Here is an 18,759-nt window from a genome sequence, read left to right on the forward strand (position 1 = left end):
GGGCCGGCCGCTGGCTGCAGGCCGGTCAGGGTCCAGTATAGCATACGGGAGGCGGGGACCGGGCAAATTATCGAACCGGACCGCCGGACCAGCCATCAGCCGCCGCACATGCACGACTGCGTCCTGTTGATTTCAGTGAATGGTGCGGGTGAAGGGACTCGAACCCCCACGCCAAAGGCGCCAGAACCTAAATCTGGTGCGTCTACCAATTCCGCCACACCCGCACTGTGCGCCGGGGCAAGCCCGCCGCGTGACGCGCTGAATAGCAAAGCTTGGCGGCGGATGCGAGGGGAAATCGTGCCCGAATTGCCAATGTGCAAAACGGCAACAATCGGTGCGGAATATCGCAACAATAGGCGGGTTTTCGCGCAAAAAGGCTGGGCGCGGAATCCGCTTGTGCGGTAGTTTGGGAAAAAAGTCTGAGGCAGACAAAGCGAGCAACAATATGAAACCGTTTGGAAATGCGGCCCTGCGCGCGCAAATGGCGATGCGCGTCCAGGCACAGCCCCGGCGGCTGTTTCAAGGCAGCCAGAATATCAGCCTCTTGCGCGGCACCATCGTGCTGACCCGCGAGGGAGAGCGTGCGGCGGAAGAAATCAAGGTCGGCGACAGCCTGATCACCCGCACGCAAGGAATGGCGCAGGTAGAGGACGTCCGCACCCGCCGTGCAATGCTGCAGGCGGTGTGCATTGCCGCAGGCTCCCTGGGAGACATGCGCGCTGACAGCGATCTTGTGGTTCCGTGGGACCAGCGCATCCTGGTGCGCGACTGGCGTGCCAAAGCGATGTTCGGCCAGCCGCAGGCGGTGGTGCCGGCCTATGAGCTGGTGGACGGCGAGTTCATCCGCGATCTCGGCCTGCAGATGATGGATCTGACGGTGCTGGAGTTCTCCCGCCCGCATGTGATCTATGCAGGCGGGCTGGAACTGGCAGCCGCGGCCGCGCCGCAACAGGACCTGCGACCGGCGGCCTGAGCCTTAGAGGCCCAGTTTACGGAACACCGCGGGGATCTGCTCTGGCAGGTCCTCGGCAATCAGGCCGGGGCCGAACTCCAGCGCGCATTCGACGTGGATGTATGCAGCGGTTTCAGCCGCCCGCATCGGGGCGAACCCGCGCGCCATCAGGCCGGTAATGAAGCCAGCCAGCACATCGCCCGATCCTGCGGTAGCGAGCCAGGGCGCGGAGCGCTCGTAGTGGGCGGAATTGACCGAACAGCGCCCGTCCGGCGCGGCGATCACCGTATCCGGCCCCTTGAACAGCACCACGCAGCCCGCACGTTTGGCGGCCTCGCGGGTGGCGTCCACCTTGGAATAGGCGGGGCCGGTTGTTGCGGGCGCGTTCAGTTTTTCTGCCAGGTCCGGGAACAGCTTGGCAAATTCACCGCCATGCGGGGTGAGCACGCAGTTTTCGTGCAGCAGGTCGAACAGCGCCTCCGGCTTCAGCTCAAACCTTGTGAGCGCATCGGCATCCAGCAAGGTGGCGCGGTTTTCCTTCAGGACCGCCATAACCACTGCCTGGGTGTCGGCGCCGCGCCCCAGGCCCGGGCCGAGGCAGACCGCGTTGAAACGTCTGTCCTCCAGCAATTCACTGACCCCATGCGCCCCGTCAATCTGCTGCAGCATGATGGCGGTCAGGTTGGCAGCGTTCTCAAACATTGCCGAGCGCGGCGAGCCGATGGTGACCAGCCCGGCCCCGATCCGCAAGGCGCCGCGGGCGGCCAGCCGGGCGGCGCCGGTCTTGCCATGGCCGCCGGAGAGGACAAGGGCGTGGCCATGGGAGTATTTGTGGCCTTTTGAGGATGCCTTTTTGCATCGAACGGAATCAAATCGAGAGATCCAAGGCTTCCGACGATCTTCGACTAATGGACACTCTCCCAGCAGAATTGAATGAGGCAGTCGCAATGACCGAGGAGGCGTGCCGGGTATAGTTTCTTTCAGCACTCGCCATTGTTCCAACCCAATGTCTTTAACAACAACATGGCCGCACACAGACGGGCCTTCATTTACAAAATGACCGAACTTTGGGCTGTCGAACGTAACTGTCAGGGCTGCAAATCTGTCTTGAAACGGCTTACGACCTCGAGGTTCCTGCCCCTGTTGGTCAAAGATCGGATGGCTGAGGCTGAGCGGCGCTTCCTCAAGAACAGTTCCGCTATCCAAGCAGAGGCCGGACGGGGCATCTATGGCGACAACGCTATCACTGTAATCATCACCGTTGCGCCCCGACATATGGGAAGCAACATTAAGGGCTTCACCCTCTAACGGGCGAGATAGCCCGGCCCCGAACAGGGCATCAATATACAAGCAGTAAGGCTCCTTTCGGAACGCTCTTTCGGTGAGCACCTCGACCTGGTTGTCAGCCAGCCAAATCTCATAATTGGTGCGCGCATCAGCTGGCAGCTTATCTGGATCACCGTACAAGAAGACCTTCACAGTCCAGCCTTTGCCAGCAAGCAACCGAGCCACGACAAATCCGTCTCCACCATTGTTGCCCGGGCCACACAACACCGCGACGCTCTGGGGCGCTGTTTTATACTCCGGCCATTCCTCGAAGATGGCCTCAACCACCCCCTGCCCGGCCCGCTCCATCAGCTCCAGCCCGGTCACTTCGCCGGATGCAATGGCGGCCTGTTCGATGGCCCGCATCTGGGCTGCGGTCAGCAGTTCGGTCATGGTTCGCCCTTCCCCGATTCAATTCTGCGCATTTTTTGGACGCAGTGCTTAATTTTTAGGCAGCTACGATCAAATTCTGCCCACAATTGCCGCAGCTGCACAGGCGCGCATTGCTGCCTTCATTTAGAAGTGAAATGACACCCCCAACAAGCTTGCGAGGAGCCAAGGCATGAAAAAGATCGAAGCCATCATCAAGCCTTTTAAACTGGATGAGGTGAAGGAAGCGTTGCAGGACGTCGGCGTCCAGGGTCTTTCTGTCATCGAGGTCAAGGGCTTTGGCCGCCAGAAGGGCCACACCGAGCTCTACCGCGGCGCTGAATATGTGGTCGACTTCCTGCCCAAGGTGAAGGTCGAGGTGGTGCTGGACGACGATCAGGTCGACCAGGCGATCGAGGCCATTGTCGATGCCGCCAAGACCGACAAAATCGGCGACGGCAAAATCTTTGTCTCGCCCGTCGAGCAAGCGATCCGCATCCGTACCGGCGAGACCGGCCCGGACGCGCTGTAAACGAATTCAACGAATATCCTGACATCTAAATCAAAAGGACCGAGGGAATGAGCGCAGACGCAGTTCTCAAGCAACTCAAAGACGAAGACGTCGCCTATGTCGACATCCGCTTCACCGACGTGCGCGGCAAGCTGCAGCACGTGACCGTCGATGTGGACCTGGTTGACGAAGACTTCCTGGAAGAAGGCTTCATGTTCGACGGCTCCTCGATCGCCGGCTGGAAGTCGATCGAAAACTCCGACATGAAACTGATGCCGGACACCACCTCGGCCTATATCGACCCGTTCTACGCCGAGAAGACTCTCTGCATCCACTGCTCCATCGTTGAGCCCGACACCGGCGAAAGCTACGAGCGCGACCCGCGCGGCACTGCCCAGAAGGCCGAAGCCTACCTGAAGTCCTCCGGCATTGGCGACGTGGCCTACATGGGCCCGGAAGCAGAGTTCTTCCTGTTCGACGACGTGCGTTTCTCCAACACCATCAACAAGGTGTCCTATGAGGTTGACGCAACCGACGGCTCCTGGAACACCGACGCCGAGTTCGAAATGGGCAACATGGGCCACCGCCCGGGCCTGAAGGGCGGCTACTTCCCGGTGAACCCGACCGACGAAGCGCAGGACCTGCGTTCGGAAATGCTGTCCACCATGAAGCGTCTGGGCATGAAGGTCGACAAGCACCACCACGAGGTTGCGTCCTGCCAGCACGAGCTGGGCCTGATCTTCGACAGCCTGACCAAACAGGCGGACGAGCTGCAGAAGTACAAATACGTGATCCACAACGTGGCGCACGCCTATGGCAAGTCGGCGACCTTCATGCCGAAGCCGATCTATGGCGACAACGGTTCCGGCATGCACGTGAACATGTCGATCTGGAAAGACGGCAAGCCGCTGTTTGCCGGCGACAAATACGCCGACCTCAGCCAGGAAGCGCTGTACTTCATCGGCGGCGTCCTGAAGCATGCCAAAACCCTGAACGCCTTCACCAACCCGGGCACCAACTCCTACAAGCGCCTGATCCCGGGTTTTGAAGCCCCGGTCCTGCGCGCTTACTCCGCCCGCAACCGCTCCGGCTGCGTCCGTATTCCGTGGACCGAAAGCCCGAAAGCCAAGCGCGTCGAGGCTCGCTTCCCCGATCCGAGCGCAAACCCCTACCTGTGCTTTGCCGCGCTGCTGATGGCCGGCCTGGACGGCATCAAGAACAAGATCGATCCGGGCGAAGCCATGGACAAGAACCTGTACGACCTGCCCGCCGAAGAGCTGGAAGGCATCCCGACCGTCTGCGGCTCGCTGCGCGAAGCACTGGACGCGCTGGCCGCCGACCACGACTTCCTGCTGCAGGGCGATGTGTTCACCAAGGACCAGATCGACGGCTACATCGAGCTGAAGATGGAAGAGGTCCACAAGTACGAGCACACCCCGCACCCGGTGGAATTCGGTATGTACTACAGCTGCTAAGCTGAAAGACCAGACACGGAAAGGCGTCCCTCGGGGCGCCTTTTGCTTTTGAGAGGCCGTTGCATAACGGCATGGCACCGCTTGATTTCCGAGCGGGCATCACCCATTGCTGGCGGCATGAGCTTGCAATCCGACATCCAGACCGCCCTTACCCTGACCCGTCAGGGCAATCACAAAGCCGCGTTGAAAGCGGCCAAATCGGCGATGAAGAAGCACAAGGGCCATCCGCTGTTTCCGAACCTCGCAGCGGTGGCGCTTTGCGCGGCAGGCAAGGAGCGCGAGGCCATTCCTCTCTACCGCAAGGCGCTGGAGCTTGACCCGTCCTTTCACGACGCGCGGCGCAACCTCGGGCTGGCGCTGACGGCAACAGGCCAGACAGCAAAGGCCGAAACCGTGCTGGCCAAAGCAGTTCAGCAGCAGCCGCAGGACGTCAGCAGCTGGCTGGCGCTCGCTTCGGCACGCCGGAGCCTGCAGAAGTTCACCGGAGCCCGCACCGCTGCAGCGGAGGCTGTGCGGCTGGCGCCGCAGAATTTGCAGGCTGTCAGACTGCTGGCCGAGGCCGAGGAGGACCTGGGGGAAATCAATGCGGCTCTTTCCGGATACCGCAGTGCCTTGGAACTGGCGCCCGGCGACATCTGCCTTCGCCACTGCATTGCCGACCTTCTGATTTATCAGCTGCAAACCGATGAGGCGCTGCAAGTCCTGCAGCAGGCCCGGTCGATTGACCCGGACAATACGCAAACGCTTTCGAGGATCGGATCGCTGCTGGACTCAAGCGGTCTGCGGGACGATGCCTGCGCCGTTTACAAGGAAATTCTGAAATCCGATCCAGGCTATGCAAACGCATTGCTGCAATTGTCCCTGGCGCTTCCTGCGGATCAGGTGGCTGAGACACAGGAAACGGCGGAAGCGGTTCTGAAAAAAACGCCGCCCAAAACGCTGGATCGGGCGTCCCTGGAGTTTGCGGCTGCTCATTTTGCGCGACGGGCCGGAGACCTGCAGAAAGCCCAAGACCTGTACAGATGCGGAAACAAAACCGTTGCGCAGCTGCTGCCCTATGACCGGCGGCAGCAAACTCAGCTGAGCCAGGAAGCCCTGTCCCGGTTTCCTGAAACAGCGGTGCTGCAGACCAAAACAGCGCAAGAGCCTTGTCCGATCTACATCATTGGAATGCCGCGCTCCGGCACGACGCTGACGGAGGCAGTGCTTGGCGCGCACCCGGCGGTCATTGCTGCAGGCGAGCGGCGCATTGATGAACGGATGGTTGCCGCGCTGCAATCGGGCGCAGCGTTTGGCGCGGAAGAGGTGAAGGAAATGTACCGCGTCACCCGAGAGAACCTGCCGCCAATGCCGGAAGGCACCCGCGCCTATGTTGACAAGATGCCTGAGAACTTCCGGTTCTTGGGCTTCCTGCTGCAGGCCAATCCGCAGGCCAAGGTGATCCATTTACGACGGGACCCGCGCGACACCGCACTGTCGCAGTGGCAGACGCTGTTTGCCGGCGGCGCGCTTCCCTACACTTACGATCTGCGGGCGATGGCACACCGCTTCAACCTGTACGCAGAGCTGATGGCACATTGGCACCGCGTTCTGCCGGGGCGTATCCTTGACCTGCGGTATGAAGATCTGGTTGCGGACATTCAGAGCGGAAGCCGCCTGATTGCAAGCCATTGCTGGCTGGACTGGGTGCCGGAGATGGCCGAGCCGCACCGCCACACCGGCCAGGTACTGACTGCCAGCCTGCACCAGGTTCGCGAGCCTGTGCACGCGCGGTCCGTCCGCAAGTGGGAACAGCATCTGGAGACGCTTGCACCCTTTATTAGCGAGCTGAACCCGGAGCTCTGGCCAGAGCTCCGGGAAGGCTGACGCACAAAAAAGCAGAGGGTCTTTGCCTTTCACGGCCAAGGTGGTATTGGCGCAGGCTCCTTTCCTGCTTCCGGAGCTTTTCCATGACCACCCCCAACACCCTTGGAATCGACTTCGGCACCTCCAATTCCGCCGCCGGCATTGCAGTTGCAGGCCGCCCTTGGCTGGTGGAGATGGAGCCGGGCGAACAGACATTGCCCACTGCGGTGTTCTTTGAGGAGGGCAGCCGCACCATGCGGATCGGCCACAGTGCCACGCGGGCGCTTATCAATGGGGATGAGGGGCGGTTCATGCGGGCGCTGAAGAGCCTGCTGGGCACGCCGCTCTTGCAGGAGGAACGGCGGCTGGGCGGCGAGCGGATCAGCTTTGCCACTCTCATTGCGCGGTTCCTGGCGGAGATGAAACGGCGGGCCGAAGCAGCGACGCATATGGAGTTTACCCATGCTCTGTCTGGACGGCCGGTGCGGTTCCATTCCAAGGATGAGGGACGCAACGTACAGGCAGAGGCCGACCTCCGCGCCTGTTACCTGGAGGCGGGATTTCAGGATGTGCTGTTCATGTATGAACCCGAGGCCGCCCTGCGCGCCGCCGCGCCGGCGCCGGGCCTGGGGCTGATTGTCGATATCGGCGGCGGCACTTCGGACTTTACCGCCTTTGAGCAGGACGCGGAGGGGGCAACCCGTATCCTGGCCTCACATGGCGTCCGGCTGGGCGGCACCGATTTCGACCGGCAGCTGAGCATCCGCCACGTGATGCCGCTCTTGGGCCAGGGCAGCCAGATCCGCAACGCATTCGGCGGCGGCACCCTGCCCGCGCCGAACCGGCTGTTCAACGATCTGGCAACCTGGCAGATGATCCCCTTTCTCTATGCCCCGGAGAGCCGCCGGGCAGCGAAGGATCTGGCCGCCAATGCGGTGGAGCCGGAGAAACTTGCGCGGCTGGTCGCAGTACTGGAGGACGAACTTGGCCATGAGCTGGCCTTTGCGGTGGAACACGGCAAGATCCGCGCCAATGGCACCGGTGCCCAAGCACTCATCGATCTGAAACTGCTGGAGCGCGGCCTGTCGGTGCCGCTGGATGCCGCCGGCATGACGCAGACGCTGGCGGAGCAGACCGCGTCCATTGGCGCCTGCGCGGCCGACACACTGGCGCAGGCGGGAATTGCGCCCGGCAAGGTGGAGCGTGTCGTTCTGGTCGGCGGCTCTTCGCTGCTGTCCGCTGTGCAGGCGGAAATGCGCGACTTGTGCCCAAATGCCCGGCTCGAAACGGGAAATGCCATGACCGCGGTTGCTGACGGGCTGGCGCTGGCTGCCGGCAGCGCATTTGCCTGAGGAAATGGGAAGCAATGATGGCTTTTCCCGTTAGACTCGGGCCGCCAGCGCGTTAGGCTGCAAGTCACGAGTCACATTTGAGAGTTTTCTTCATGCGCCGGCTGATTGCCCCTGCCCTGATTTCCGCCCTGCTTGCTTCCCCTGCCCTCGCCGCGACCTGCGGCAATACCTCCGCCGGGTTTGATGCCTGGAAACAGGAATTCCAGCGCGAGGCCAAGCGCGCAGGCGTGCGCAAGGCGGGGCTTCAGGCGCTGGCTAATGCGCAATACGCCCGCCGCACTATCGCTGCCGACCGCAACCAGAAGAGCTTCAAATACTCGCTGGAGAAGTTCATGCAGATCCGCGGCTCTGCCACCATCGTGGCCCAGGGCCGCAAGCGCAAGGCGCGCAACCCGGATTTCTATGCCGCGCTGGAGCGCAAATACGGCGTGCCAGCAGGTGTGCTGATTGCGATTCATGGGATGGAAACAGCCTTTGGCAACTACATGGGAGACAGCCAGGTTGTCTCCGCCATCGTCACGCTGACCTATGACTGCCGCCGCTCGGATTTCTTCCGGCCGCACGCATTGGGGGCGCTGAAGCTGGTGGACCAGGGCGCTATCACACCTGCAACCCTGGGCGCCAAGCACGGCGAACTTGGCCACACCCAGTTCCTTCCCGGCAACGCGTTGGAATATGGCGTCGACTGGGACGGCAATGGACGGGTCGATTTCTATAACATGGGCGATGCCTTGGCCTCCACCGCCAATTACTTGCGCCAGAAAGGCTGGAAGCCAGGAAGGGGTTACCAGCAGGGAGAGCCGAATTACCGTGTGCTGAAGGAATGGAACGCCGCCACCGTATACCAGCAGTCGCTGGCAATCATGGGGCGCCAGATCGACGGCTGAGCGGCACTGCAATCGCATCAGAACCGCAGAGAATCGCGCCCGCCGCATGGCGGGCGCTTTCGTTGCGGGCTGGTCTGACAAACAGTGCGTGTGCTTCCGCCGCCATTGTAGGCCTTTGGGCATCAATGTGACCGCCGCCCGTCACAGTTGGGACATATTCCTGGCAACGGATTCTGAAGTTTCTACGCAAACTCATTTAATTTCAGCAGCTTGCAGGATGCCCTATTTCACAACCCTGAGCAGGTGCCGCCTGTCTGAATTCAGCCTGGAGTGCCCCACTTTCAACTATTTCAAATTTTATAGTTTCTCTGTCGGCACCCTGAATGGAGGACCCGGACAGTGGCAGAGAACGTGCAATATACAGGCCGGCTGGGGCTGGAATGCCGCGACGGCAATACTCTTTCGGCTGCGGTTACCGCAGTTGTGGACACGCTGGATGATTTTGGCCACCCGGCGGAGATGATCACAGCGCGCGCGGAAAACACCGCCCGTTTGCAGTGTGACCATTATCTTGTGACCGTGCGCCTGCGCCGGGTTCCCCTGCGCCGCACCAGCAAGCTGCCCGGCAGCGTGATGCAGCCCTCGGCCCTTCTGGAGCTGTCGCTGGCCCCATCCTATCCCGGGTATTGCGATCAGGAAATCTCGGAACTGATTCTGGCCGAAATGCTGCGCCGTCTGCTGGACAGGGTGGAGGCGACCTTTGTTGAATGGCTCGACACCGGGATTGCGCTGACCTGCGAACAGTTCCTGAGCGCGTTTGATCCCGAAGCCGGCAACAGACACGAACCTGTTCCCGTCGCAGCTGCGGCAGTGACCCGCCCGCCTGAGGCAGTCCGCAAGACACAGCCAAGGCCCCGCGGAAAGGACTGCTTTACACCTGTGGATCAAACCGCGCTGGCTCTGGAGGCGCATTGCGACCGCGCCTTCCATGAAGCCGAGATCCGCAAAGCGGCGAGTTCGGCTGCGCCGGCCTCCAGCAGGTCCTGGAACGGGTCGGGCGTCTCTGCCTTCCTCCCGGATCTGCGGGCCAGATGGAGCCGGCAGGTGCAGTCTTCAACGCTGGCCGCAATGACGCTGACCCGTCCGCGGCGGCTGCGGCTTATCAGCCATCTGCTGTTTTTGACCGCGCTGCTCCTCTATCTTGAAAGCGCAGGCATGGTTCTGGCAGCCCGGCCGCTTCTGCCGTAGTAGCGCTCCAGTTGCGGGGGACCATGGATCCCCTGCCCTCCATTTCTGCTGCAAGTCAGAAACGACGGTCAATTCCGTCGTTTTCAGCAGCGATTCCGCCTGATTCCGGCTGCACATTGTACAGAACTGTGCAGCAAGGACTTCCGAGCATGAACGAGCATTACCGCGACATCCGCAAGATTGACCCCACCCGCGGCGCCAAACTCGGCGACAACACTCCGAATGACAATGACCGGGTTGAGATCGGCCCGACCCAGCTGGCATTTGGCGAATGGGCCGAGGCCGGGCTGCAGCTTCCCGACCTGCAGGCGCTGCGCAAGTTCCGGTGGGAACGGCTGGTCAAGCACATCAACGACCGCGGCTACGGCGGCCTCCTGGTGTTTGACCCGCTGAACATCCGCTATGCTACCGACAGCACAAACATGCAGCTGTGGAACACCCACAACCCGTTCCGCGCGCTCTTGATCTGCGCCGACGGCTACATGGTGCTGTGGGACTACAAGCAGTCGCCGTTCCTCAGCGAGTTCAACCCGCTGGTGCGGGAGCAGCGCGCCGGTGCCGACCTGTTCTACTTCGACCGGGGCGACAAGATCGACGTGGCGGCGGACAAGTTCTCCAACGAGGTGCGCATCCTGCTGGAGGAGCACAGCGGCAGCAACAAACGCCTGGCCGTGGACAAGGTGATGCTGCACGGGCTGCGGGCGCTGGAGGCACAGGGTTTTGAGATTTACCCCGGCGAGGAGCTGACCGAAAAATGCCGCGCGGTGAAAGGCCCGGACGAGATCCTTGCGATGCGCTGCGCCCATCACGCCTGCGAAACCGCGGTGGCGGCGATGGAAAAATTTGCCCGCGAGCAGATCCCCGGCGGCAATATCTCTGAAGATGATGTCTGGGCGGTGCTGCACGCGGAAAACATCCGCCGCGGCGGCGAATGGATCGAGACCCGGCTGCTGGCCTCTGGGCCCCGCACCAACCCGTGGTTCCAGGAATGCGGCCCCCGCATCATCCAGAACAACGAGATGATCAGCTTCGACACCGATCTGGTCGGCTCCTACGGGATCTGCATCGACATTTCCCGCAGCTGGTGGATCGGAGATGAAAAACCGCGGCCCGACATGATCTATGCCATGCAGCACGGGCTGGAGCACATCCGCCACAACATGGAGATGCTGAAGCCCGGCGTGAACATTCAGGAACTGTCCAAGGGCTGCCATCCCCTGGATGATCAGTTCCAGAAGCAGAAATACGGCTGCATGATGCATGGCGTCGGCCTGTGCGATGAATGGCCGCTGGTGGCCTACCCGGATCAGATGGTCGAAGGCGCCTTCGATTACGAGCTGGAGCCGGGCATGGTGCTCTGCGTCGAGGCGCTGGTTTCTCCGGAAGGTGGCGATTTCTCGATCAAGCTGGAAGATCAGGTGCTGATTACCGAAGACGGCTATGAGAATCTGACCAGCTACCCCTTCGACAAGGCGCTCTTGGGCGAGGCCTGAACGCTGCACCCGGCCCCTTCCGCACGAAGGGGCCGGAACGGCCTGCGGCGGCGGGCGCTTCCGATTAACAATGGAGCTTGAGGAACGGCGCCAGCTTTTCGCGCAGGACCAAAACTCCGGGTGAATCGGTGACTTCCTCAAGCTGGGTCAGCGGCACCCAGGCCAGCGCGTGGGATTCATCGCTGGGAGCAATCTCTCCCGTCTCTGCCTGAAACAGGTAGCGCACGTCGTAATGCAGATGCGCGCAGTCGCGGGGATGCGCCGGGATTTCGTGAATGTCGACATCGAAGACCTGCGCCGACAGCGGCCTGATCCGCGTGAGCCCGCTTTCCTCGTAAGCTTCCTTCAGCGCCACGAACGGCACATCGGCAATGCCGTCGCAATGGCCGCCCAGCTGGAACCAGCGGTTGAGCTTCTTGTGATGGGTCAGCAGCACACATTGCAGGTCCGGTGACAGCACAAAGGCGGAGCCGGTGATATGGCCGGTTTCCGGATTACGGCCAAAGGCCTGAGGCTCGCTGGCGCAAAACTCAGACAGGCGATCCCACATGCCACGGTCCCGCGCGGTCTGCGGGCTGTAACATCCGATGCCCGTAAGTGCGTTGCTGCTCATCTGCCTTCACCTTCCCGTGACGTTCCGGCCTGTTGGCTTGTTAGAGGCTGTCCGAGCGCTCAATCTATGCGGAACACCCAACAAAGGCCACGCCCATGCCCACGGAACGGATCACCTTTACCGGCCACGCCGGAAACACTCTTGCTGCCCGCCTCGACCTGCCCGAGGGGCCGGTGCTGGCGACAGCGCTCTTTGCCCATTGCTTCACCTGCTCCAAGGACATTCCGGCGGCGCGGCGGATTGCCGGACGGCTGGCGGCCATGGGCATTGCGGTCCTGCGGTTCGACTTCACCGGGCTGGGGCATTCGGAGGGCGAGTTTGAGAACACCACCTTCAGCTCTAACGTGGCGGACCTGATCAAGGCCGCGCAATACCTGGCGGCGCGCGATATGGCGCCGGCGCTGCTGATCGGCCATTCGCTGGGCGGCGCCGCAGTTCTGCGGGCGCGTGCGGGCATTCCGTCTGTGAAGGGCGTGGTGACCCTGGGGGCGCCGTTTGATCCGGGCCATGTCTCGCACCACTTCGATGCCGCCCTGCCGGAGATCGAGGCCAAGGGCCGCGCCGAGGTCTGCCTGGGCGGGCGGCCGTTTGTGATCGGCAAGAAGTTTGTCGACGACATCCATGCCGAGGCACTGGCGCCTGCAATTGCGGAGCTGAAGGCGGCGCTGCTGGTGCTGCATGCGCCGCGTGATGAGACCGTGAGCATCGACAATGCCGCGTCGATCTTCACCGCCGCCAAGCATCCCAAAAGCTTTGTCACCCTGGATGACGCCGACCACCTGATCACCCGCGCGGCGGATGCCGAATACGCAGCAGAAGTGATTGCCGCCTGGGCCGGGCGCTATGTCAAAATGGCGCCGCCCGCGCCGCCGCCCGGTGCGCCGGAGGGCATCCTGAGGGTGACGGAGGCGGACCCGGAGGGTTTCCTGCAGGATGTGCAATCCGGCCCCTACCACCATGCCTTCGCCGACGAGCCGCTGGCCTATGGCGGCACCAACCGCGGAATGTCGCCTTACGGTTTTGTCGCCGCGGGCCTGGGCGCTTGCACCTCGATGACGCTCAGGATGTATGCCCGCCGCAAGGGCTGGCCGCTGGAGGGGATCAGCGTCGATGTGAGCCACGACAAGGTGCACGCCCAGGATGCGCTGCCGTCGGGGCCTGCCAAGATCGACCAGTTCACCCGGGTGGTGCGCCTCTGCGGACCGTTGAGCGCAGAGCAGCGCGCGCGGCTGCTGGAAATCGCTGACAAATGCCCGGTGCACCGGACGCTGGAAAGCGGCGCCAAGGTGGTGACAAGGCTGGAAGCTGCGGAAAAAGCCGTTGCCTGACGCTCCCGAATTTCCGTCAGCGCTCCCGCGCCCGGACGGTGCAGTCGTGAGAACCCGACTGCTGCGGAATTTGCGCCACATCAAAGTCCGGCCACACAATCCCGACCATGCTGTGTCCACGCCCGGCCGCCGCCGGGCATGGGAGGAGAGACATGGGACTTTTCGCGAAACTCGGGCGCAGCAGCGATCTGGTGCAGGGCATGGCCAGCCGTCTGGGCATCGACTATGGCGGCATCGTGGCCGCGGACCCGCAGGCGCAGGGCCAGAAATACATGCGCGCGGTCTTGCGTTGCAGCACCTGCCGCAACCAGGACGGCTGCAGTGACTTGCAGCGGGAGACAACGGAGCTGGCGGAGGCGCCGTCCTACTGCCGCAACGCTCAGCTGCTGGCGCATTTACGGGGCGGCTAACCCCTTCTATACGGCTGCTCGCATCCGCTGTGTACTATCCAGTTTGCAGCGTGCGGATCTGCGCGCTGGCTCACTCTGCAGTCTCAGCGTACCGGCCGGTGGTGATGTCACCGCCTTCCCCAACAAACCGGATGGCCTCGCCGTTGCTTTCCAGCGCGTAACAGGCCCACAGATCCGAAGGCGGCCAGGTGGAGCAGTATTTTCCACCCCGCACCCCCCAGTAGCCCCAGCTGTCATGGCCTGCGTTATAAAGCGTCCGGCCTGAGGCACGGAATTCCTGCCAGGCACCGCTGCCGTAAACCAGCTTGCGCCCTTCCAGCGCCGCCTGCACTTCTTCACCGTTCAAAACCCGCCATTCGTCGCCCCAAACCGGCGAAACGGTGCATGATAACGCAATCATCAGGGCAAACTGCCTCATGGCCCTCTCCCAGCCTTGCTGTCCTGTCTCTGCTGATCTAAGAGGCCGGGCATCTGCTGCGCAATCACATAAAGGTGCCTTCGCCCATGATCCCCCGCTATTCCCGCCCCGAGATGGTCGCAATCTGGTCGCCCGAGACCAAATTCAAGATCTGGTACGAGATCGAGGCGCATGCCTGCGAAGCCATGGCCAACCTCGGCGTGATCCCGCGCGAGAACGCTGACGCGGTGTGGAAAGCCAAAGACGTGGAATTCGACGTCGCCCGCATCGACGAGATCGAGGCCGTCACCAAGCATGACGTCATCGCCTTCCTGACCCATCTGGCCGAACATGTCGGCTCTGAAGAGGCGCGTTTTGTGCACCAGGGCATGACGTCGTCGGACGTGCTGGACACCTGCCTGAACGTGCAGCTGGTGCGCGCCGCCGACATTCTGCTGGAGGGCATGGACAAGGTGCTGGCGGCGCTGAAAAAACGCGCGCTGGAGCACAAGAACACCGTGCGAGTCGGCCGCAGCCACGGCATTCACGCAGAGCCGACCACCATGGGCCTGACCTTTGCCCGCTTCTATGCGGAAATGGACCGCAACAAGAACCGCCTGGAAAAGGCCCGCTGGGAAGTTGCCACCGGCGCGATCTCCGGCGCGGTCGGCACCTTCGCCAACATCGACCCGGCGGTTGAGGAACATGTTTGCGAGCAGCTGGGCCTGCGCCCTGAGCCGATTTCCACCCAGGTGATCCCGCGCGACCGCCACGCGATGTTCTTTGCCACCCTGGGCGTGATTGCTTCGTCGATCGAGAACGTCGCGGTGGAAATCCGCCACATGCAGCGCACCGAGGTTCTGGAAGGCGCGGAATTCTTCTCGATGGGCCAGAAAGGCTCCTCGGCGATGCCGCACAAGAAGAACCCGGTTCTGACCGAGAACCTCACCGGCCTTGCGCGCCTGGTGCGCATGGCGGTGATCCCGGCGATGGAAAACGTGGCGCTGTGGCATGAGCGCGATATCTCGCACTCCTCCGTCGAGCGCGGCATCGGCCCGGATGCGACCATCACCCTGGACTTCGCTCTGCACCGTCTGGCCGGGGTCGTCGACAAGATGCTGGTTTTCCCGGAGAACATGCTGGACAACATGAACAAATTCCCGGGCCTGGTAATGTCGCAGCGGGTGCTGCTGGCACTGACCCAGGCCGGCGTCAGCCGCGAGGACGCCTATGCAATGGTGCAGCGCAACGCCCTGAAAGTCTGGGAGGAGCGCGTCGATTTCCGCGAGCTTCTGCTGGCCGATGCGGACGTGGTTGCGGCGCTGGGCGAAGAAGCGATCAACGAGAAGTTCGACATGGGCTACCACACCAAACATGTCGACACGATTTTCAAGCGCGTGTTCGGCGATTAAGCCGGGCTACAGCATTGGATCTTCAGCGTCCCGTCAACCTGACGGGGCGCTTTTTTGTCGAAATTTCAACATCTGCGGGCCATAGTCCCCCTGTTAAGACAGCAGCATCGGCCTTCGCGGCAGGGCCGTGGCAAGGTTTCAGCGGGTTTGCGATTTGAGCTTGTTTTCGAAATTTGACGACAGCGCGGTGCAGCGCAAAGTGGCGGAGTTCAATTCTGCATGCGGCCAGCCGGGCGAAACCGCCTACACCTGCATCCATAAATCCGGCTTTGGCAAACGGGCGCAGCTGGTGTTTAGCCTCGTGCACGAAAACGGCCAGAGCTTTGCCCTGAAATGCGACCAGCTTGAGGAGCCGGGCTGGCTTGAACCCGAGTTCCGGCATCTGCAGAGGCTGCAGGCGCATTTCGCCGATGATGTGCGCCTGTCTGTAACCGAACCAGTATACCTCGGCCGCGACGGCACTTTCCATGTCACTCGCTTTTCCACGGGCCAGACCGCGACAGGCATGTACCTGCGCGCCTCGTCCCCGGAACAAGCAGCACAGGTCTTCCGCCGCGCTGGCGCCTGGTTGCACAAGCTGCACGAGCTGGAAACAGCATCCGAAGACCGGTTTCACACAGGTTGGATCTTTGACGAGATCGACACCGCGCTAGCGCAGGTTCCAGACGACGGGCAACCTGATGCCCGGGCGCTTGGTCACATCCAACGCCTGTCGGAGCAAGCGGAGGCCCTGCAGGGTCGGACCGCCCCCAGCCTGTTCGCCCATGGCGATTTTCACGGCGGCAACCTGATCTACGGTAAGGGCACAGCTTGCGGGCTGGATCTGGCCTATGCTCACCGCAAGCTGGGTCTCTATGATGTTGTGGATTTCCTAATGCTGGATCTGCTAAAACCCGCCAGCCCGCAGGATCTGGGAGCAGGCGGCATCCGCCAGCATCATGTGGATATGTTCCTGCGCACTTATCGCCATCCGGTACCGCCTGATTTGCTGGCCTTCAGCCTGCGCGCCAAGCTCATGACCGAATGGGCTAAGCTGACTGCCCGCGCCCCCGCCGAAGGCAGCCGCGCAGCGCGGCGGCTTGCAGAGATCCGTGGCCGATTGGCGCATGTTTTTACACCAGCCCCCCATGCTTCCCACGATTTGGCGCAACACCAGACTTAATCCGGAACCAACGCAAATTTGAAGACAACCGGCTCGCCTTCGCCGCGGAAGCTGGGCTAGTTTGTCCGCAACCCACACCGCAGGAGCTTCAGACATGCGCCGACTTGCCCAAAGATCCGTCCCGACTGCAGCCCCGCTCCCGGCTTTGCTTCTGATGGTCTGCCTTACAGCGCCGCAGGCGGCCCTTGCCGCCAGCGGCAACGATTGGAACCCGCCGAAACCAACTGAGACCACCAAGACCTGCAAGGGCAAGCGGGTGTGGGATGAGGAGAAGAAACGCTGTGTTCGGCCGCGGAAGTCCTCGCTGAACCAGGACGGGCTGCTGGGTGCAGCCAGAGAGCTGGCCTATGCCGGACGCCAGGAAGACGCCCAGGCGGTGCTGAGCGCAATGGCCGATCAGAAGGACAGCATGGTGCTGACCTACTGGGGCTTCACCCATCGCAAGCTCGGCAACCAGGAACTGGCGCAGGCCTATTATGATCAGGCGCTGGCGCAGGACCCTGACAACATCCTGGCACGGTCCTATATGGGCCAAGGCTTTGTTGAACAGGGAAAATACGGCGCGGCCCTTGCCCAATGGAAGGAAATCCGCGCCCGCGGCGGTGGTGGCAGCTGGGCCGAGGCCTCATTGCGCAGCGCGCTGGAAACAGGCACCTCCTACAGCTACTAGGCTTCAGCCTTTCTTTACGGCTTGCGGCCTATCCTGCCTCTGAATGATTGAGAAGAATCTTTTCTAGGGTGCGAGAATGCCTCAAGACGATATGCTGGCGCTTCCGATGGATCTGGGCGGGGGCGGAATGGGCGGAATGGACATGGGCGATTTCGCCGCTCCGGCGCCTTTGGGCGGCTTGGATGCAGGCGGTCTCGGCGGCGGCATGGGCGGCGGTGCGCTCGCGAATCCTGCTGCGGCCTCCGGCCTCAGCGGCAAGGCCAAGGCCGCTATCATCGTCCGGCTTCTGCTGAACGAAGGCGCCGAGATCCCCCTGGAGGAACTGCCCGACGATCTGCAGCTGGAACTGACCCAGCAGATGGGCCGGATGCGGATTGTCGACCGGGAAACACTGAATTCCGTTGCCGGTGAATTTGCCGATCTGCTGGACAATGTCGGCCTGCATTTTCCCAACGGCCTGGCAGGCGCCTTGAGCGCGATGGAAGGCAAGATCAGCCGTCATACCCACACCCGCCTGCGCCGCGAGGCTGGGGTGCGCCAGTTCGGCGACCCCTGGGAGCGGCTGAAGCAGCTGCCGCCTGAGGATCTGGCTGAACTGGCCCAGGCCGAAAGCACCGAGGTAGCGGCCGTGCTGTTGTCCAAGCTGGATACCGCGAAGGCAGCCCAGATGCTGATCCATCTGCCCGGACCGGTGGCCCGCCGCATCACCTATGCAGTCAGCCAGACCGCCAATGTGACGCCGGACACAGTGGACCGCATCGGCCTGTCTCTGGCCGCTCAGGTGGAGGCGCGGCCTGATCTTGCGTTTGACCAGACACCTGGCCAGCGCCTGGGCGCCGTCCTGACGGAGGCTGCCGCGGCCAAGCGAGATGAGGTTCTGACAGCACTGGACGAGCAAGATGAGGAGTTCGCTGTTTCGGTGCGCAAGGCAATCTTTACCTATGCGCTGGTCTCCGAACGGATGAAACCGCTGGACGTGCCCAAGCTGATCCGGGTGCTGTCCCAGCCGGATCTGGTGACCGCCATTGCCTTTGCCACCGACGAGGAAGATGTCGCCACCTCCGAGTTTCTGCTCAAGAACATGTCGAGCCGGATGGCCGACAACATCCGCGAAGAAGTGGCAGAGCGCGGGAAGGTCAAACGCAGCGATGGCGAGGCTGCCTACAGCCTGATTATCAGCGCCATGCGCGATCTGGTTTCCACCGGCGAAATTGAACTCAAGTCGGTAGAGGAAGATGAAGAGCAAGAGGGCGGCTGATACACAGCAGACAGGCTTGCCGAAAAGCGCTGAACCGGGAGCCGGCTTCCCGCCGCAGCCGCCGTGCCGCATCACATTCGCGAGCTGCTTGTACCCGCTGCCGCGGCTGCG

Annotated in this window: 17 protein-coding genes and 1 tRNA gene; 14 read left to right on the forward strand and 4 right to left on the reverse strand. The window is 62.3% G+C overall.

From position 1 onward, the window contains the following. Nucleotides 1-140: 140 nt before the first annotated feature. Nucleotides 141-224, reverse strand: a tRNA-Leu gene (locus A9D60_RS07420). Nucleotides 225-445: 221 nt separating this feature from the next. Here A9D60_RS07420 and A9D60_RS07425 point away from each other — a divergent pair. Further along, entirely contained in the window at nucleotides 446-973 is a 528-nt protein-coding gene (locus A9D60_RS07425) for a Hint domain-containing protein (protein ID WP_065266984.1), read from the forward strand. 3 nt (nucleotides 974-976) lie between these two features. On the opposite strand, the gene A9D60_RS07430 is transcribed toward A9D60_RS07425, so the two are convergent. Next, complete coding sequence (locus A9D60_RS07430) at nucleotides 977-2,671, reverse strand: bifunctional ADP-dependent NAD(P)H-hydrate dehydratase/NAD(P)H-hydrate epimerase (protein ID WP_065266985.1); 1,695 nt, start codon at nucleotides 2,669-2,671, stop codon at nucleotides 977-979. 169 nt (nucleotides 2,672-2,840) lie between these two features. Between A9D60_RS07430 and A9D60_RS07435 the strand changes: the two genes are divergently transcribed. The 7 genes from A9D60_RS07435 (at nucleotide 2,841) to dddP (ending at nucleotide 11,398) form a co-directional block, all read left to right on the forward strand. Beyond that, a complete protein-coding gene (locus tag A9D60_RS07435) occupies nucleotides 2,841-3,179 on the forward strand; it encodes a P-II family nitrogen regulator (protein ID WP_008554830.1) in 339 nt (112 codons plus the stop codon). A gap of 47 nt (nucleotides 3,180-3,226) precedes the next feature. Then, the gene (gene glnA, locus A9D60_RS07440) at nucleotides 3,227-4,633 is read left to right on the forward strand and encodes a type I glutamate--ammonia ligase (RefSeq protein ID WP_065266986.1); all 1,407 of its coding nucleotides are present in this window, start codon (nucleotides 3,227-3,229) and stop codon (nucleotides 4,631-4,633) included. Nucleotides 4,634-4,750: 117 nt separating this feature from the next. Beyond that, nucleotides 4,751-6,499, forward strand: a complete 1,749-nt coding sequence (locus tag A9D60_RS07445; RefSeq protein WP_065266987.1) for a tetratricopeptide repeat-containing sulfotransferase family protein — start codon at nucleotides 4,751-4,753, stop codon at nucleotides 6,497-6,499. A gap of 83 nt (nucleotides 6,500-6,582) precedes the next feature. After that, nucleotides 6,583-7,830, forward strand: a complete 1,248-nt coding sequence (locus A9D60_RS07450; RefSeq protein ID WP_065266988.1) for an Hsp70 family protein — start codon at nucleotides 6,583-6,585, stop codon at nucleotides 7,828-7,830. A 92-nt stretch (nucleotides 7,831-7,922) separates the two neighbouring features. Beyond that, on the forward strand, nucleotides 7,923-8,717 hold the full coding sequence (locus tag A9D60_RS07455) for a lytic murein transglycosylase (RefSeq protein WP_065266989.1): 795 nt from the start codon (nucleotides 7,923-7,925) through the stop codon (nucleotides 8,715-8,717). Between the two features lie 351 nt (nucleotides 8,718-9,068). Beyond that, nucleotides 9,069-9,905 carry a hypothetical protein gene (locus A9D60_RS07460; RefSeq protein WP_175392917.1) on the forward strand — a complete coding sequence of 279 codons (837 nt, stop codon included), beginning with the start codon at nucleotides 9,069-9,071 and terminating at the stop codon, nucleotides 9,903-9,905. A 149-nt stretch (nucleotides 9,906-10,054) separates the two neighbouring features. Continuing rightward, nucleotides 10,055-11,398 carry a dimethylsulfonioproprionate lyase DddP gene (dddP, locus tag A9D60_RS07465; RefSeq protein ID WP_065266991.1) on the forward strand — a complete coding sequence of 448 codons (1,344 nt, stop codon included), beginning with the start codon at nucleotides 10,055-10,057 and terminating at the stop codon, nucleotides 11,396-11,398. Nucleotides 11,399-11,462: 64 nt separating this feature from the next. Here the strand turns inward: dddP and A9D60_RS07470 are convergent, their stop codons facing one another. After that, on the reverse strand, nucleotides 11,463-12,011 hold the full coding sequence (locus A9D60_RS07470) for an NUDIX hydrolase (protein WP_065266992.1): 549 nt from the start codon (nucleotides 12,009-12,011) through the stop codon (nucleotides 11,463-11,465). Between the two features lie 95 nt (nucleotides 12,012-12,106). Here A9D60_RS07470 and A9D60_RS07475 point away from each other — a divergent pair, with 95 nt between their 5' ends. Beyond that, complete coding sequence (locus A9D60_RS07475) at nucleotides 12,107-13,339, forward strand: bifunctional alpha/beta hydrolase/OsmC family protein (RefSeq protein WP_065266993.1); 1,233 nt, start codon at nucleotides 12,107-12,109, stop codon at nucleotides 13,337-13,339. 152 nt (nucleotides 13,340-13,491) lie between these two features. Next, a complete protein-coding gene (locus A9D60_RS07480; RefSeq protein ID WP_065266994.1) occupies nucleotides 13,492-13,749 on the forward strand; it encodes a DUF6455 family protein in 258 nt (85 codons plus the stop codon). Between the two features lie 70 nt (nucleotides 13,750-13,819). On the opposite strand, the gene A9D60_RS07485 is transcribed toward A9D60_RS07480, so the two are convergent. After that, nucleotides 13,820-14,167: a hypothetical protein gene (locus A9D60_RS07485; protein ID WP_065266995.1), complete on the reverse strand. Its 348-nt coding sequence runs from the start codon at nucleotides 14,165-14,167 to the stop codon at nucleotides 13,820-13,822. An 86-nt stretch (nucleotides 14,168-14,253) separates the two neighbouring features. On the opposite strand from A9D60_RS07485, the gene purB reads away from it, so the two are divergent. The 4 genes from purB to A9D60_RS07505 all read left to right on the forward strand — a co-directional run bounded on the left by purB (nucleotide 14,254) and on the right by A9D60_RS07505 (nucleotide 18,648). After that, nucleotides 14,254-15,558, forward strand: coding sequence for an adenylosuccinate lyase (gene purB, locus A9D60_RS07490; protein WP_065266996.1), 1,305 nt, complete (start codon nucleotides 14,254-14,256; stop codon nucleotides 15,556-15,558). A gap of 160 nt (nucleotides 15,559-15,718) precedes the next feature. Continuing rightward, nucleotides 15,719-16,720, forward strand: a complete 1,002-nt coding sequence (locus tag A9D60_RS07495; RefSeq protein ID WP_175392918.1) for a phosphotransferase family protein — start codon at nucleotides 15,719-15,721, stop codon at nucleotides 16,718-16,720. Nucleotides 16,721-16,874: 154 nt separating this feature from the next. Then, a complete protein-coding gene (locus A9D60_RS07500) occupies nucleotides 16,875-17,390 on the forward strand; it encodes a tetratricopeptide repeat protein (protein ID WP_175392919.1) in 516 nt (171 codons plus the stop codon). Nucleotides 17,391-17,466: 76 nt separating this feature from the next. After that, on the forward strand, nucleotides 17,467-18,648 hold the full coding sequence (locus A9D60_RS07505) for a flagellar motor switch protein FliG (protein WP_065266999.1): 1,182 nt from the start codon (nucleotides 17,467-17,469) through the stop codon (nucleotides 18,646-18,648). The last annotated feature ends 111 nt before the right edge of the window (nucleotides 18,649-18,759 follow it).

The organism is Leisingera sp. JC1, assembly GCF_001679925.1.
Lineage (GTDB): Bacteria > Pseudomonadota > Alphaproteobacteria > Rhodobacterales > Rhodobacteraceae > Leisingera.